13 protein-coding genes are annotated in these 13,927 nt (G+C 73.4%); 5 read left to right on the top strand and 8 right to left on the bottom strand.

The features are described 5' to 3' along the window. Positions 1 to 3 precede the first annotated feature (3 nt). Complete coding sequence (locus ABD198_RS00220; RefSeq protein WP_343997194.1) at positions 4 to 735, top strand: class I SAM-dependent methyltransferase; 732 nt, start codon at positions 4 to 6, stop codon at positions 733 to 735. Positions 736 to 786: 51 nt separating this feature from the next. On the opposite strand, the gene ABD198_RS00215 is transcribed toward ABD198_RS00220, so the two are convergent. The 5 genes from ABD198_RS00215 to ABD198_RS00195 all read right to left on the bottom strand — a co-directional run bounded on the left by ABD198_RS00215 (position 787) and on the right by ABD198_RS00195 (position 4,891). Beyond that, a complete protein-coding gene (locus ABD198_RS00215; protein ID WP_343997193.1) occupies positions 787 to 1,530 on the bottom strand; it encodes a GntR family transcriptional regulator in 744 nt (247 codons plus the stop codon). 147 nt (positions 1,531 to 1,677) lie between these two features. Further along, positions 1,678 to 2,646, bottom strand: coding sequence for an acetylxylan esterase (locus ABD198_RS00210; protein WP_343997192.1), 969 nt, complete (start codon positions 2,644 to 2,646; stop codon positions 1,678 to 1,680). Between the two features lie 81 nt (positions 2,647 to 2,727). Further along, positions 2,728 to 3,306, bottom strand: coding sequence for an Rv1733c family protein (locus ABD198_RS00205; RefSeq protein WP_343997191.1), 579 nt, complete (start codon positions 3,304 to 3,306; stop codon positions 2,728 to 2,730). 186 nt (positions 3,307 to 3,492) lie between these two features. Then, positions 3,493 to 4,212 carry a ferredoxin reductase gene (locus tag ABD198_RS00200; protein ID WP_343997336.1) on the bottom strand — a complete coding sequence of 240 codons (720 nt, stop codon included), beginning with the start codon at positions 4,210 to 4,212 and terminating at the stop codon, positions 3,493 to 3,495. Between the two features lie 73 nt (positions 4,213 to 4,285). After that, positions 4,286 to 4,891 carry a sulfite oxidase-like oxidoreductase gene (locus tag ABD198_RS00195; protein WP_343997190.1) on the bottom strand — a complete coding sequence of 202 codons (606 nt, stop codon included), beginning with the start codon at positions 4,889 to 4,891 and terminating at the stop codon, positions 4,286 to 4,288. A gap of 342 nt (positions 4,892 to 5,233) precedes the next feature. On the opposite strand from ABD198_RS00195, the gene ABD198_RS00190 reads away from it, so the two are divergent. Continuing rightward, positions 5,234 to 6,031, top strand: coding sequence for a putative protein N(5)-glutamine methyltransferase (locus ABD198_RS00190; protein WP_343997189.1), 798 nt, complete (start codon positions 5,234 to 5,236; stop codon positions 6,029 to 6,031). Positions 6,032 to 6,115: 84 nt separating this feature from the next. On the opposite strand, the gene ABD198_RS00185 is transcribed toward ABD198_RS00190, so the two are convergent. Beyond that, positions 6,116 to 8,194, bottom strand: a complete 2,079-nt coding sequence (locus ABD198_RS00185; protein ID WP_343997188.1) for a SpoIIE family protein phosphatase — start codon at positions 8,192 to 8,194, stop codon at positions 6,116 to 6,118. A gap of 287 nt (positions 8,195 to 8,481) precedes the next feature. On the opposite strand from ABD198_RS00185, the gene ABD198_RS00180 reads away from it, so the two are divergent. The 3 genes from ABD198_RS00180 to ABD198_RS00170 all read left to right on the top strand — a co-directional run bounded on the left by ABD198_RS00180 (position 8,482) and on the right by ABD198_RS00170 (position 11,690). Beyond that, the gene (locus ABD198_RS00180; protein ID WP_343997187.1) at positions 8,482 to 8,856 is read left to right on the top strand and encodes a hypothetical protein; all 375 of its coding nucleotides are present in this window, start codon (positions 8,482 to 8,484) and stop codon (positions 8,854 to 8,856) included. Positions 8,857 to 8,981: 125 nt separating this feature from the next. Beyond that, the gene (locus tag ABD198_RS00175) at positions 8,982 to 10,997 is read left to right on the top strand and encodes an FAD-dependent oxidoreductase (protein WP_343997186.1); all 2,016 of its coding nucleotides are present in this window, start codon (positions 8,982 to 8,984) and stop codon (positions 10,995 to 10,997) included. 87 nt (positions 10,998 to 11,084) lie between these two features. Next, positions 11,085 to 11,690 (top strand): PadR family transcriptional regulator, encoded by a 606-nt coding sequence (locus ABD198_RS00170; RefSeq protein WP_343997185.1) that lies wholly within the window; start codon positions 11,085 to 11,087, stop codon positions 11,688 to 11,690. 51 nt (positions 11,691 to 11,741) lie between these two features. Here ABD198_RS00170 and ABD198_RS00165 read toward each other — a convergent pair whose 3' ends face one another. Both ABD198_RS00165 and ABD198_RS00160 read right to left on the bottom strand, forming a co-directional pair. Then, positions 11,742 to 12,272 (bottom strand): hypothetical protein, encoded by a 531-nt coding sequence (locus ABD198_RS00165; protein ID WP_343997184.1) that lies wholly within the window; start codon positions 12,270 to 12,272, stop codon positions 11,742 to 11,744. A 376-nt stretch (positions 12,273 to 12,648) separates the two neighbouring features. Further along, positions 12,649 to 13,650, bottom strand: a complete 1,002-nt coding sequence (locus ABD198_RS00160; protein ID WP_343997183.1) for a fibronectin type III domain-containing protein — start codon at positions 13,648 to 13,650, stop codon at positions 12,649 to 12,651. Positions 13,651 to 13,927: the final 277 nt, after the last annotated feature.

Raw genomic sequence — 13,927 nt, 5'->3', positions numbered from 1 at the left:
GGGATGTTCAGCCCCGAAGGCCCCAGCCTGCGTGAGCTCGCCGTCCAGGCCCTGTCCTCCGTCGAGCGCGGCTACGACCTGCTCGCCCCCAAGTTCGACGCCACCCCCTTCCGCACGCCCGAAACCGTGCTGGACGCCACCGCGTCCGCGCTGCACCGGATGGGGCCGTTCGGCACCGGCCTCGACCTGTGCTGCGGCACCGGGGCGGGCATCGGAGTGCTGCGACGCGTGTGCCGGGAGCGGGTCACCGGTGCCGACTTCAGTGCCGGGATGCTCGCGGTCGCACGGCGGCGCGTCCGGGGCGCGGGGCCGCCGGTCGACCTGGTACGGGCGGACGCCCGCGCCCTGCCGTTCGGCCCCGCCTTCGACCTCGTGGTCAGCTTCGGCGCGTTCGGCCACTTCCTGCCCAGCGAGCGGCCGCAGCTGTTCGCCCAGGTCCGCTCGGTGCTGCGGCCGGGCGGCCGCTTCGTCTTCCCGGTGGCCGCCCCCGCCCGGCCGGGCTCGGCGGCGTACTGGATGCTGCTCGGCTTCGACGCGGTGATGCGGGTGCGCAACGCCGTGTGGCGGCCGCCTTTCGTCATGTACTACCGGACGATGCCCTTCAGCGCCCTCGGCCGGGAACTGTCCGGGGCCGGCTTCCGGGTGCGGCTCCAGCCGCTGCCGGAGTTCGGCCGGCGGGCGGACGGCAGTCCCAGGGTGCGCCTGGTCGTGGCCACCCGCCCGCAGGACCGTTGAACCCCGGAGAGGGACTGGAGGAGGACCCGGGGGCCGCCGGACGCCTCGGGTTCAGACCGCAGCCGGCAGAGTGAACTCGTAGACGAGAGCGTCCTGCTGGGCGTCGACGATCAGCTCGGTCAGCTCCAGCGGGCGGTCGTACTGGTCGTGCACCCGCCGCATGACCCGGACCGAAGGTGCGTCGGCGATCCGGGTGATGGTGTCCCGGTGATGCAGGGTCAGGCCCGCGCGCCGCATCCAGTCGTAGGCGCGGCGCAGCTCCGCGGCGGACCTGCCGTCGGCCCGGTCCCGGTAGCGGGCCAGCTCCTCCACCTCGGACAGCGCCACGGCCGAGAACGACGACACGGCCATACGCACCTCCCGCCCGTCGGCCGAGGCCGACCAGTAGCGGTGCACCAGTGTCGGACGGTCCGGCGCCAGTCCCAGGGGCTCCGCATGGCCGGCCGGGGGAGGCTCCCACACCAGGGTCGCCCGGGCGATAGCGCCCCGGTCGGCGCTGCGCGCCCCGACGGGGAAGGTGAGCGAGGCCGGTGTCTCCACCGGCAGCCCCGGCAGGGTGGCGTGACTGCCCCGCCGGTCCGTGGCGACCAGGCCCTCGCGGCGCAGTACCTCGAGGGCCTGCCGTACCGTCTCCCGGCTGACCCCGAAGTGCTCGGCCAACTGCCGTTCACCTGGTAGCCGTTCGCCTGGCGGAACCGTGCCGTCGCGCAGTTCGCCCAGCAGCCTGCTCGCGATCCGCAGATAGCGGGGCTCCCCATCGGTGAGCGCTGAGACGTGCGGGGTGGAGCGGGCCATGCCGCGCCTCCTGTGTGGTGACGTTCCGTAGCCGTGCGGGCTCATTGCGCCACCACAACTACCAGTGGTCTAAACCAACAGGGAAGGGTGGTCGGGCAGTTCGGCCGAAACAGGACCCTGGCAGCTCTCGGGCAGTCGGCGGGTGGCTCAGGCGCAGGCGCTCATCCAGCGCAGCTTCACCGCCTCCTGGTACGGCCCGCCGCCCTCGTGGTCGTTGAACTCGTACACCTCGATCCTCTTGTCCTCGTGGGCCCAGGCGTTGAAGGCCGCGAACACCGTCGAGGGCGGGCAGGTCTCGTCCTCCAGTGCGGCCGAGAACAGCGCGGGCGCCCGGCCGCGGGCGGCGAAGTGCACACCGTCGAAGTAGGACAGCGTGCGCATCGTCTCCTCCGTACGCCCTCGGTGCGTGCGGAGGTAGAGGCCGATCTCCCGGTACGGTTGACGGTCCGTCAGGGTCGTGGCGCGCGGGAAGTCGCACAGGAACGGCACGTCAGGGGCCACGCCCGCCAGATCCGGGATGAGCCCGCCCACCGCCAGCGCGATGCCGCCGCCCTGGCTGCTGCCGATCGCCACCGTGCGTGACGCGTCGGTCAGCGGGTGCGAACGGGCCGCCTCCACCGCCCGCACGGCGTCCGTGAACACCCGGCGGTAGTAGTAGTTCTGCGGTGCGTCGATCCCGCGGGTCATGAAGCCGGGGTAGGCGGGAGCCCCGCCCACCGGATCGGCGGTGCTGCCTCCCGCGCCCCATTCGCTGCCCTGCCCGCGGGTGTCCATCACGAAGTGCGCCCGCCCCGTGGACGCCCACAGCAGATGCTCGTGCGGCAATCCACGGCCGCCGCCGTAGCCGATGAACTCCACCACCAGCGCCAGCGGGGCGTCAGCCCCGGCGGGCAGCGTCAGCCAGCCCTTGACGGGGTGGCCGCCGAAGCCGGCGAACGTCACATCGAAGACCTCCACCGTGGACAGACCCGTGTCGACCGGCTCGAAACGGGCGTCCAGGTCGTACTCGCGCGCCTCCGCCAGCGTCTTGGCCCAGAAGGCGTCGAAGTCGTCGGGGACCGTGGACGCGCTGCGGTACTCGCGCAGTTCGTCGAGGGGAAGGTCGAACAGAGCCATACGGGACCGCCTTGTGAGGAGGAAGTGTCCGGCGGCCTCACCGTACGTGAGGCGTCCGAGGCGCCTCCAGGGGGTCGGCGATCATGCTTCGCGCTGCGTCCAGCGCGGCTCCGTGAGCGCCCAGTCCCGCTCCCACTCCGCGAGCCGCCGGCGCATCGCGACGCCCCGTACGGCGCGCTGCGCCAGGAGGACGGCGGCGGCCGTGGCCCCCGCGGCCCAGCCGCCGATGCCTACGGTGTGCTGCCAGACCGAGGCGTTGCCGGCGGGCGGCGGCACGGCGCGACCCCGGGTGTCCACCCAGATCACGACCCGGTCGCCCTCCCGCACTCCGGGCGCGACCCGGGCGGTGGTGGTGCGCGGTCCCTGTGCCGGTTCGGTCCAGCGCACGGTGGCCCGGAACGCCTGCTGCCCGCTGCCCTGCGATCGGAACGTGGCGGGTCCGCCCACCACCTCGGCACGGACCCGGTGCCGCTCGGCCTGCTGCTCCGTCACCGCCGCCCGCGTGTCCTCGTACGCCCACCAGCCCGCGGCGAGGCCCGCCAGGGGCGCTCCCACGCACAGCAGGACCGCCACGGCCAGTACCGTCCAGGCCTCCGCCACGTCCGAGCGGCGCCGCAGCGGACTGCTCCACACCTGCCGGTTGCGCACCGGGGGTCGCATCTGGCCCTCCCTCGCCGTCGCACGTTCCCCGGTGCGGGGTGCCCCGACGCGCGCCGACGAAACGGGGCCCTGGCGGGAAGGGCGTACGACGCCGAGCGAGGGAGAGGCGTACGAGACCGGAGCGGGGGAGGGCTTACGAGGCTCCTCGGAGCGTGGCAGGGCGTACGAGGCCGGCCGAGCGGAAGGTCAGCCGAAGCGCTCGATGCGGATGCGGTCCACGGGCTGCCCGGCTTCGACCAGCAGCCTCGAGGCGTGCTCGGCGAAGGAGTTGGAGCCGCACACATAGGCCTCCCACCCGCCGGGAGGCTGCTCGGCGAGCAGCGGCTCGACATGGGCGGACGTCATCCGGCCCACCGGCACGCCCGGGGGAGCGCTCCGGGTGAAGACGGCCGTGGTCTCCGGGCCCAACTCCCGTGCGTAGATGAGGTCCTCGGGACTGCGGGCCGAGACCAGCATCCGCAGCGGAAGGGACAGGCCCCGGGCCCGGTGGTGCCGGACCATCGACATCAGGGGGACCACACCGGACCCCGCCCCGATCAGCAGGGCGGGCCGGTCGCCCGGCCAGGCGAAGAAGCCGCTGAGCGGGCCCCGCAGTTCGACCTGGTCACCGACCCTGGCCACGGTGTGGAACCAGCCCGAGACCTCGCCGTCGGCCACATGATCCAGGGTCAGCTCGATGTGCCCGGAGTCGTCCGGCGCGGAGGCGATCGAGTAGTGGCGCTGGGCCACATAGCCGTCCGCGGCGGTCAGCCGCAGCATCAGATGCTGGCCGGGCACATGTCCGGGCCACCCGGGCACCGCGAACCGGAACGTGGCCACCCGCGGGGTCTCGCGCCGGATCTCGGTCAGGGTGGCCGTACGCCACACCGAGGCTTCCTGCTCGCTCACCCCGATCCGTCCGGGCACCGCGAACCGCACGGGCGGCACGAAACGTCCCGTCCCGAACTTCTTCGACGTGCCCGTCGGCCGGATCAGGCTGTCAGTCACCGGAGTACCGCTGCTCCTTCCACGGATTGCCGCGCTCGTGATAGCCGTTGCTCTCCCAGAACCCCGGCTCGTCATGGTCCAGCAGCCGCAGACCCGCGATCCACTTGGCGCTCTTCCAGAAGTACAGATGCGGCACCAGCAGCCGCGCCGGCCCGCCGTGCTCCGCGGGCAGCGGCCGGCCGTCGTACTCCCAGGCGATCCAGGCCCGCCCGCCGGTGACGTCCGCGAGCGGGAGGTTGGTGGTGTAACCGGTGTGCGAGTAGGCGACGACATGGGTGGCCGACTCCAGGGGGCGCACCTGGTCCAGGAAGGCGTCCAGGGACACCCCGCCGAACCGCACACCGAACTTCGACCAGCTCGTCACGCAGTGGATGGCGCCTTCGTACGCCGAGGCCGGCAGCTGGTGCGCCTGCTCCCAGTCCCAGGTGCGGGGCTCGGCCACCAGTCCGTCGATGCGGAAGGTCCAGTCGGCGGGCGCGATGTCCGGGGTGACCTCGGCGGACAGCACGGGCCAGGCGTCACCCGCGTCGTACTGGCCGGGCGGCAGACCGGGATTGTCCACACGGGGGCGGCCGGTGAAGCCTCGGGTGATGTTCACGTGATCGGTGTTCCGTTACGACGACTGCTGAGGACTGCTGAGGACTGCTGAGGACTACGACTGGTATGAAGCCCGCGCGGGCGGGAAATGTTCCGCGGTCAACCGTACGGGGTGACCGCCGGTGCCCGCACAATGATCATGCTCGACCCCGTGGGAGACGCTCTAGTAGGGTGGCCGTCCGGCCGCGGACGGGCCCGGCCACGGGATACGAGGAGGTGAGCCCCATCACCCCTGTACTGCCGTACCGGCTCGGGTGCTCCCTCACCGAAGCCACGCGGACCACCGGACACCGGTGACCGCGGGGAGCGCCCCTGGCCCGCTCCCGAAAGGCATCCGCCGCCCATGCCGTCATCCGCACCCTCACCCGCCCCGCGTGACTCCGTCGTGGCCGCGCTGCGCGCCGCCGGCTGTGTCTTCGCGGAGGACGAGGCCGATCTGATCCTCACCGCAGCCTCCGCCCCGCAGGAGGTCGCCGCGATGGTGGAGCGCCGGGTCTCCGGTCTGCCGCTCGAACTCGTCGTCGGCTGGGCCGAGTTCCACGGCCTGCGCATCGCGCTGACGCCGGGCGTGTTCGTGCCCCGGCGCCGCACCGAGTTCCTGGTGGACCAGGCGCTCGCCCAGGCTCCGCGGGCGCGGGTGGTCGTCGACCTGTGCTGCGGCTCGGGCGCCGTGGGCGCGGCCCTCGCCCGAGGCCTCGGCGCGGGCGAGGTCGAACTGCACGCCGCCGACATCGACCCGGCCGCCGTGCGCTGCGCCCGCCGCAATGTCGCCGGGCTCGGCGGGCGGGTGCACCGGGGCGACCTCTTCGACGCCCTGCCCGCCGCCCTGCGCGGCCGCGTCGACATCCTCGCCGCGAACGTCCCGTACGTCCCCAGCGGCGAGATCGCCCTGCTGCCCGCCGAGGCCCGCGATCACGAACCCCTGACCGCGCTCGACGGCGGATCCGACGGGCTCGACGTGCTCCGCCGGGTGGCCGCGGGGGCGCCGGACTGGCTCGCTCCGGGGGGCTGCCTCCTGGCGGAGACCGGACGTCACCAGGCTCCCGCCGCGGTCGCCGCGTTCACCGACGCGGGCCTGCGGGCCCGCCTCGCCGCCTCGGAGGAGCACCACGCCCATGTGGTGATCGGCGTCCGGCCGTGACAGATCCTCCAGTGACCGTCCCACCGGCCGTGACCGACTTCCAGCCGCGCACGGCCGGAGCGCCACCGGTTGCCGAGGCCCCCGTCAGTCCTCCCCCCGCGCGTGGGCGATCAGCAGGGCCACGTCGTCGAAGTTGTCGGGCTCGTGCAGCGTGCGCAGCAGCAGGTCGCAGACCTCCTCCAGCGGGCGGCCGGGGCAGTCCAGCAGGCTGAGGAGGCGGTCGAGGCATTCGTCGAGCGGGTGGTGCCGGGTCTCCACGAGGCCGTCGGTGTACAGCACCAGCCGGTCGCCCGGCCCCAGCTCCACGGCGGTGGTGGAGAAGCCGACGCCGCCCACGCCCAGCGGCACGCCGGTGGGCAGCTCCAGCAGCTCCGGTTCCTGCCCGGCCCGGACCCGCACCGGCGGCAGGTGCCCGGCGTTGGCGATCAGGCAGCGTCCCTCGCGGGGGTCGTGCACCACGTACAGGCAGGTGGCGATGGCCTGGTCGAGGCCGCCGGTGATCCGGTCCAGATGCTCCAGGAGCACCGCCGGGTCCAGATCGAGGGAGGCCAGGGTGTTGGTCGCGGTGCGCAGCCGGCCCATGGTGGCCGCCGCCGTGATGCCGCTGCCCATGACGTCGCCGACCACCAGGGCCGTCTTGCCGTCGTCTAGCTGGATGACGTCGAACCAGTCGCCGCCCACCTCGCTGGTGGCGCCGGCCGGCTGATAGCGGGAGGCCACCTCCAGGCCGCCGGTGACCGGCGGGTGGCTGGGCAGCAGACTGCGCTGGAGGGTGAGCGCGGCGTCCCGGGCGTTCTGGTACCAGCGGGCGTTGTCGATCTGCACGGCGGCCCGTGACGCGAGCTCCCGGGCCAGCAGCAGATCGTCCTCGTCGAACGGCAGCGGATTGCGGGTGCGCTTGAGGTCGAGGGCGCCCAGCACCTCGCCCCGTGCGATCAGCGGAACGGCCAGATAGGAGTGCACCCCGGCCCGCGCCAGCAGCTCGGCCGCCTCCGGCGACCGGGCGATCCGGGGCAGATCCTCGTCCTTGACCTGCGGCACCATCACCGGGCGTGCGGTGCGGACGCACTGGGTGACCAGGCGGTCCGGACCGTAGCGGGCCACCTGCCCCGGCGGGTCGGCCGCCCGCAGCGCCTCCGGGGCGTCGTCGGCCTGGACCGCGAGCGCCCGGATCGCCGCGGGCTCCGCGGGGCCCAGCGTGCTGCGCCGGCCGCGCACCACCGCGTCCAGCAGATCCACCGCCGCCACGTCGGCCAGCTCGGGCACCGCCACATCGGCGAGCTCCCTGGCCGTGCGGTCCAGGTCGAGCGTGGTGCCGATGCGGGTGGTGGCGTCGGCGATCAGCGCCAGGCGGCGCCGGGCGGCCTCGGCCTCGATGCCCGCCCGGTACTGCTCGGTGATGTCGACCACCGACACGGCCACGCCCAGCACGCTGCCGAGGGCGTTCTCCAGCCGGTACAGCGACACCGACCAGGCGTGGTCCTCGTCCGGGTCGGCGGGGGTGCGGCCGATCGTCGGCTGGTCCACCACCGGCTTGCCGGTGTCGAGGACCTGGCGGGCGGCCGACTCGATGGTGTCCGCGTCCATCAGCGGCAGCACCTCACGCACGGTGCGGCCGAGGTGATCGTCCGCCGGGACCCCGTTGATCTGCTCAAGCGCCGGGTTCACCGAGACGTACCGCAGCTTGGTGTCCAGCACGGCGAGGCCGATGGGGGACTGGGCGACGATCCGGGTGGACAGCGCCACGTCCCGCTCCAGCCGGCGCACGGTCGACTGGTCCACCGCGAGGCCGAGCGCGTAGACGTCGCCCCGGTCGTCCAGCAGCCGCATGTTGCGGAACTCCACCAGCCGGGTGGAGCCGTCCTTGCGCCGTATGGGGAACGCGCCCGCCCAGCTGCGGCCGGTGCGCATCACGTCGGCGAAGAGCTCGATGACGAGGTTCAGGTGCTCCTCGTGTACCATGATCCGGGCGGCGTACTGGCCGAGCGCCTCCTGGGCGCTGTATCCGAACAGCTCCTCGGCCTGCGGGCTCCACAGCACCACCCGCCCCTCGGCGTCCAGGACCACCGAGGCCACACCCAGCACATCGAGCAGCCCGCTGGGGCGCACCGGCCCGCGCGCAGGCCCGTCGCCCTCGACCTGGGGTGACCCGGCTGCACTCATCCCACGCCCCGCCTTCGCCGATCCTCACGGCCCGCCGTCACGGTGCCGCCTCCCCTGTTCTACCGTGCGCGGGGGCGATTTTCCGCCGCTCCTGCCGTCTCCTTCCACCTTCTCCCAACTTCGCGGCGGGCGTGCCCGAAAAGGGCCCCCGATTCCGTACCCGCACCGTGCCACGCCGGCCCGTGCCGCGGAAGGACCCCCGCTCATGGGTAGTGCCCCGTGGCCCGTGGTGCTTTCCTGGGTGGAGGGTGGGGCAGTGCCGCGGGGGCAGGAGAGGAGCGATCAGGATGACCAGCGAGCGACCGCACCCCGAGCCGGTCTCGGTCGAGATCAGCGGATGCAGCAAGCACGACGCCCGGATCGTGTTCGACACGCTCTGCGCGTGCTTCTCGTCCGACCGGTGCGAGGACGACGTTCCCGAGGAGTTCCACGAGACCCGCCCCACGGTGTGGCTCGGCACGTTCGACGTGGCCGACGCCCGGGAGGGCGGCGCGAAGCCGGCCCGGCTGTCGTCCACGGTGGAGGCCGATGTGCACGGCGGCTACTGGGCGATCGACCGGTTCCGCACGACCCTGGACTCCCTGTTCACCGTGCACGACCTGAGCATGGTCTCCGGTGACCAGGAGGAGGAGCTGCATCTGGTCCTCGAGAGCCACCGCTGACGGGCGCGCCGCCCGGGACCGGCCGCAGGCCCCTGTGCCCTCCGTCACGCTTTATGCAACTCGTTGCATAAAGCGCCGGGTGTCCTCTACAACAGGAGGCACCACACCCGCGCACGGAGGGCCCGATGACCCGTTACCCGCACCTGCTGTCGCCCCTCGACCTGGGCTTCACCACCCTGCCCAACCGTGTCCTCATGGGCTCGATGCACGTGGGCCTGGAGGAGGCGGAGGGCGGCTTCTCCCGCATGGCCGAGTTCTACGCCGCCCGGGCCCGCGGCGGGGTGGGACTGATCGTCACCGGCGGCATCGCCCCCAACGACGAGGGCCGGCCCTACGAGGGCGGCGCCAAGCTCACCACCGGGGAGGAGGCCGAGCAGCACCGGGTCGTCACCGCCGCCGTCCACCGCGAGGGCGGGCGCATCGCCCTGCAGATCCTGCACTTCGGCCGGTACGCCTACCACCAGGACCTGGTCGCCCCGAGCCCCCTGCAGGCGCCCATCAGCCCCTTCGTGCCGCGCGAGCTCACCGACGCCGAGATCGAGCGCACCATCGACGACTACGCCCGCACCGCCCGCCTGGCCCGCGAGGCCGGCTACGACGGCGTGGAGATCATGGGCTCCGAGGGCTATCTGATCAACGAGTTCATCGCCCGGCAGACCAACCACCGCACCGACCGCTGGGGCGGCTCCTACGAGAACCGGATGCGCTTCCCCGTGGAGATCGTCCGCCGGGTGCGCGAGGCGGTCGGCGAGGACTTCATCGTCGTCTACCGGCTGTCCATGCTCGACCTGGTGCCCGGTGGCTCCACCCTCGACGAGGTGATCACCCTCGCCAGGGCCGTCGAGGCCGCCGGGGCGACCATCATCAACACCGGCATCGGCTGGCACGAGGCCCGCATCCCCACCATCGCCACCTCCGTGCCGCGCGGCGCCTACACCTGGGTCACCAAGCGGCTCATGGGCGAGGTCTCGGTCCCGCTCGTCACCACCAACCGCATCAACACCCCCGAGCTGGCCGAGCAGTTGCTCGCCGGGGGCTGCGCGGACATGGTGTCGATGGCCCGCCCGATGCTCGCCGACCCCGACTTCGTCGCCAAGGCCGCCGAGGGCCGCCCCGAGGCGATCAACACCTGCATCGGCTGCAACCAGGCCTGCCTCGACCACACCTTCAGCGGGCAGATCACCTCCTGCCTGGTCAACCCGCGCGCCTGCCACGAGACCGAGCTGGTGCTCACGCCGACCCGCCGCCGCAAGCGCATCGCGGTCGTCGGCGCCGGCCCCGCCGGACTCGCCTGCGCGGTGAGCGCCGCCGAACGCGGCCATGACGTCACCCTGTTCGACGCCGCGAGCGAGATCGGCGGACAGCTCAACATCGCCCGCAAGGTCCCCGGCAAGCAGGAGTTCGACGAGACCCTGCGCTACTTCCGCACCCGGCTCGCCGAACTCGCCGTCGACGTACGCCTCGACACCCGTGTCACGCCCGCCGACGTCGACGGCTTCGACGAGATCGTCGTCGCCACCGGCGTCACCCCGCGCATCCCCGACATCCCCGGCGTCGACCATCCGAGCGTGCTCGGCTACCTCGACGTGCTGCGCGACAACGCCCCCGTGGGCGAGCGCGTGGCCATCCTCGGAGCGGGCGGCATCGGCTTCGACGTCGCCGAGTTCCTCACCGACTCCGGCGACAAGGCCCACGAGAACCCCGAGACCTACTTCCGCCACTGGGGCGTCGACCTCGACTACCGCGGCCCCGGCGGGCTCGCCGAGCCGAAGCGGCCCAGGCCGCCGCGCACCGTGCACCTGCTCCAGCGCAAGACCACCAAGGTCGGCGCCGGCCTCGGCAAGACCACCGGCTGGATCCACCGCACCGAGCTCAGGCACCGCGGGGTGACCATGGTCCCGGGCGTGCGCTACGACCGGATCGACGACGCCGGCCTGCACCTGACCATCGACGGCGAGAGCACCGTCCTGGAGGCCGACACCATCGTGCTGTGCACCGGCCAGGAGCCGCGCCGGGACCTGTACGAGCAGCTGGCCGCCGCCGGACGGCCGGTCCATCTGATCGGCGGGGCCGACGTCGCCGCCGAACTGGACGCCAAGCGCGCCATCAAGCAGGGCACCGAACTGGCGGCGGCGCTGTAGGGGGGGCGGCAAGGCCACGGCCTGGTGGGCCGCGGAGGGGAAGGTACGGGCCGGGGCGGCGCCCCGGCCCGTACCTAGGATGAGCCCATGTCACTCCCGCACGCGATCCTCACCGCCCTGCTCGAGAAGCCGTCGTCGGGGCTGGAGCTGACCCGCCGGTTCGACCGGTCGATCGGCTACTTCTGGTCGGCGACGCATCAGCAGATCTATCGTGAGCTGGGGAAACTGGAGGCCGACGGGCTGATCAGGGCGCTGCCCGCCGAACAGCCCGCCCGCGGGCAGAAGAAGTCCTACGAGGTGCTGCCGGCCGGCCGCGCCGAGCTGGCCCGCTGGACCGCCGCACCCCAGGACCCGAAGCCGCACCGGGACCCGCTGCTGCTCCGGCTGCGCGCGGCGGCCGTGGTCGGCACCGGCGGCATCGAGGCCGACCTGCGCCGGCACCGCGAGCTGCACGCACGGCAGTTGGCCGAGTACCAGGAGATCGAGCGGCGCGACTTCCCGCCGGAGCGCAACGCCCCGGAGGACCGGCTGCGGCACCTGGTGCTCCGGGCCGGCATCGACCTGGAGACCTTCTGGACCCGGTGGCTCGACCACGCACTCGCCGAGTTCGAGCAGCTGCCCGGAGCGGAGTCCGCCGACGCAGGTTCTGCCGATGCCCCGCCCGCCGAGTCCCGGCACGCGGAAGGGGCATGACGACGCCGGCGGCCCACCGGAGCGCATCGGAGCAGGGCGGCCGGCACCGGGTCACAGGCGGCGCGGCCGGGTGCGCCGGCGCAGGTACCAGGCGGCGCCGACGATGCCGGTGCCGACCAGCGCGCCGCCCGCCACCAGCGTCACCGTGCCGTAGTCGGTCGAGCTGCCGCCCACGCCGCCCATCACCCCGCGCGACGGTGAGGCGGTCGGGCTGGGGGAGGAGGTGGGCGCGGAGGAGACGACCACCGACTGGGTGCCCGCCGTATTGCCGTTGGAGCACATGACGATGACCGTGTAGGTGCCCCGGCTGACGTTCGACCAGGCCGCGGACTGGCCCGCCGAGGTGCCCGAGAGGGCCACTTGACGGCCCTGCGAGAAGGTCGCCTGGCTGCCGGTGAGCAGCGAGGCGGTGCCCCAGCTGCCGTTGATCTGGGTGCACGCGGTCGTGGTGACCGACACGGTCGATCCGGAGGTGCTGACCGAGATGCCCGCCGCCGCGGCGGGCGGGGCGAGGGAGAGAGCCAGCGCGGCGGCGGCTGCCGCGGTCGGACCGGTGCGGATCAGAGGCTTCGCAAAGCGCATGTCGACTGCCTTCCGGCGGCACGGCTGGCGGTACATCCCTTGCGCCGCCGAGGTCGGGGAAACGCCCGTGCTGCCACGGGGCCAGCCAATGCGCAGCCCGCGACCGACGCACTCCGGCTGCCGCCGGGCAGGTGACGAAGTCCGCCCTCCGGCCGATGGCCGAAGGCCGGCGACGGAAGACCGACGACGGAAGGCCGACGACGGAAGGACGATGACGGAAGGCCGACGATGAAAGACCGACGACGGAAGGCCGATGACGGAAGGCCGACGACGGAAGGACGATGACGGAAGGCCGACGACGGAAGGACGATGACGGAAGGCCGACGATGAAAGACCGACGACGGAAGGCCGATGGCGGAAGGCCGATGACGGAAGGTCAGCGGGGCGAGCCGGTGCGCACCGTGCGCTCGGCGGAGAAGCCGCCCCAGGTGCCGTCGGGCAGCATCGCCCGGATCCGCACCCGGTGACTCGTGCCCGGCTCCCGGCCGGCGTAGAAGCTGTGCTTCGCCCGGTCGCGCGGTGCGTCACCGCCGAAGACGAGCGAGGTCGCGGTGCGGCCGTCCAGCTGGATCTCGTACTCGGTGATCACCCCGTCCACCCGTGGCGGCACCCAGCTCAGGTCGATGTAGTACGCCCCGTCGTCCGCGCGGTGGGTCCGGGCGCGGAACCGGGTGGGTGCGGTGGAGGCGCCGTCGTCGCGCCCTGGTGTGGTGATGCGGACCGCGGGGCCGGCGGGGGAGAGGTTGTCGGCGGCGTCCCGGGCCCGCACGGTGAACGCGTACCGCGTGCCAGGCCGCAGCCCCGTGACGACGGCGGCCGTCTGACCGCCGCCCACGCTGTGCACCTTCGTCCCGCCCTGGTGGATCTCGTACGAGACCACGCCCCGGTCGTCCTTCGCCGCGGACCAGGACAGCTGGACGGCCCTGGCGCCGGCAGCCCGCCCGCGCAGCCGCCCGGGCCGGGTGGGGGCCGAGCGGTCGGCCGCCGTGGCCGGGGGCGTCGTCGCCCGGACCGCACGGCTGCGCGGGCCCACCCGCCCCTCGGCGTCCCGGACCCACACGAAGAAGACATAGGTGGTGGACGGGCGGAGCCTGGTGACGTCCACCATGTGCTCGGAGCCGGGCACCTCCTCGACCTTGGTACGGCCCCGGTACACCTCGTACCGGCTCACCTCGGCCCCGGACCCGGCGACCGCGTTCCACATCACATGCACGCTGGTGGCGCTGCCCGCCTGGGCCGTGACCCCCGTCGGCGCACCCGGCGCACGGCCGTCGTCCGCACTCCCCGGCCCGCCCCAGCCGCAGGAGGCGACCAGCAGCAGCACCCCGAACGGCGCGAGCCGGCGGAGCCGGAGGACGGCACGGGGGACTCCTCGCACGATTCAGCCTCCCGGGGCAGCACACGGGAACGGTCCGGCAATGGTCCGGACCAATATGGCGTGCGTGACGCGGTCACATCAAGAGGCGGGTCATGGGTGCTCCCGGCGGCATTCCGTATGCTGACGGGGTCACGGCTGAACTGCTCCCGGGCACCGGGGAGTTCATGCCCGCGGCGCGGACACCGCTGTCGTCGCCGATCCCGCGCCGATGGGGTGGCCGGGTGGCCGGAGCCGGTACCGACTCTGGCCCCCGGCCGCCGGCCGCGCTGCGCTCCGA

This window comes from Streptomyces thermocarboxydovorans (assembly GCF_039524635.1).
Classification (GTDB): domain Bacteria; phylum Actinomycetota; class Actinomycetes; order Streptomycetales; family Streptomycetaceae; genus Streptomyces; species Streptomyces thermocarboxydovorans.
This window is presented reverse-complemented; position numbering and strand designations above follow the sequence as displayed.

Bases quoted from the DNA above. Each gene is read 5' to 3' on its own strand.
- ABD198_RS00220 (WP_343997194.1), top strand. From the start codon at position 4: ATGTTCAGCCCCGAAGGCCCCAGCCTGCGTGAGCTCGCCGTCCAGGCC.
- ABD198_RS00215 (WP_343997193.1), bottom strand. From the start codon at position 1,530: ATGGCCCGCTCCACCCCGCACGTCTCAGCGCTCACCGATGGGGAGCCC.
- ABD198_RS00210 (WP_343997192.1), bottom strand. From the start codon at position 2,646: ATGGCTCTGTTCGACCTTCCCCTCGACGAACTGCGCGAGTACCGCAGC.
- ABD198_RS00205 (WP_343997191.1), bottom strand. From the start codon at position 3,306: ATGCGACCCCCGGTGCGCAACCGGCAGGTGTGGAGCAGTCCGCTGCGG.
- ABD198_RS00190 (WP_343997189.1), top strand. From the start codon at position 5,234: ATGCCGTCATCCGCACCCTCACCCGCCCCGCGTGACTCCGTCGTGGCC.
- ABD198_RS00185 (WP_343997188.1), bottom strand. From the start codon at position 8,194: ATGAGTGCAGCCGGGTCACCCCAGGTCGAGGGCGACGGGCCTGCGCGC.
- ABD198_RS00180 (WP_343997187.1), top strand. From the start codon at position 8,482: ATGACCAGCGAGCGACCGCACCCCGAGCCGGTCTCGGTCGAGATCAGC.
- ABD198_RS00175 (WP_343997186.1), top strand. From the start codon at position 8,982: ATGACCCGTTACCCGCACCTGCTGTCGCCCCTCGACCTGGGCTTCACC.
- ABD198_RS00170 (WP_343997185.1), top strand. From the start codon at position 11,085: ATGTCACTCCCGCACGCGATCCTCACCGCCCTGCTCGAGAAGCCGTCG.
- ABD198_RS00165 (WP_343997184.1), bottom strand. From the start codon at position 12,272: ATGCGCTTTGCGAAGCCTCTGATCCGCACCGGTCCGACCGCGGCAGCC.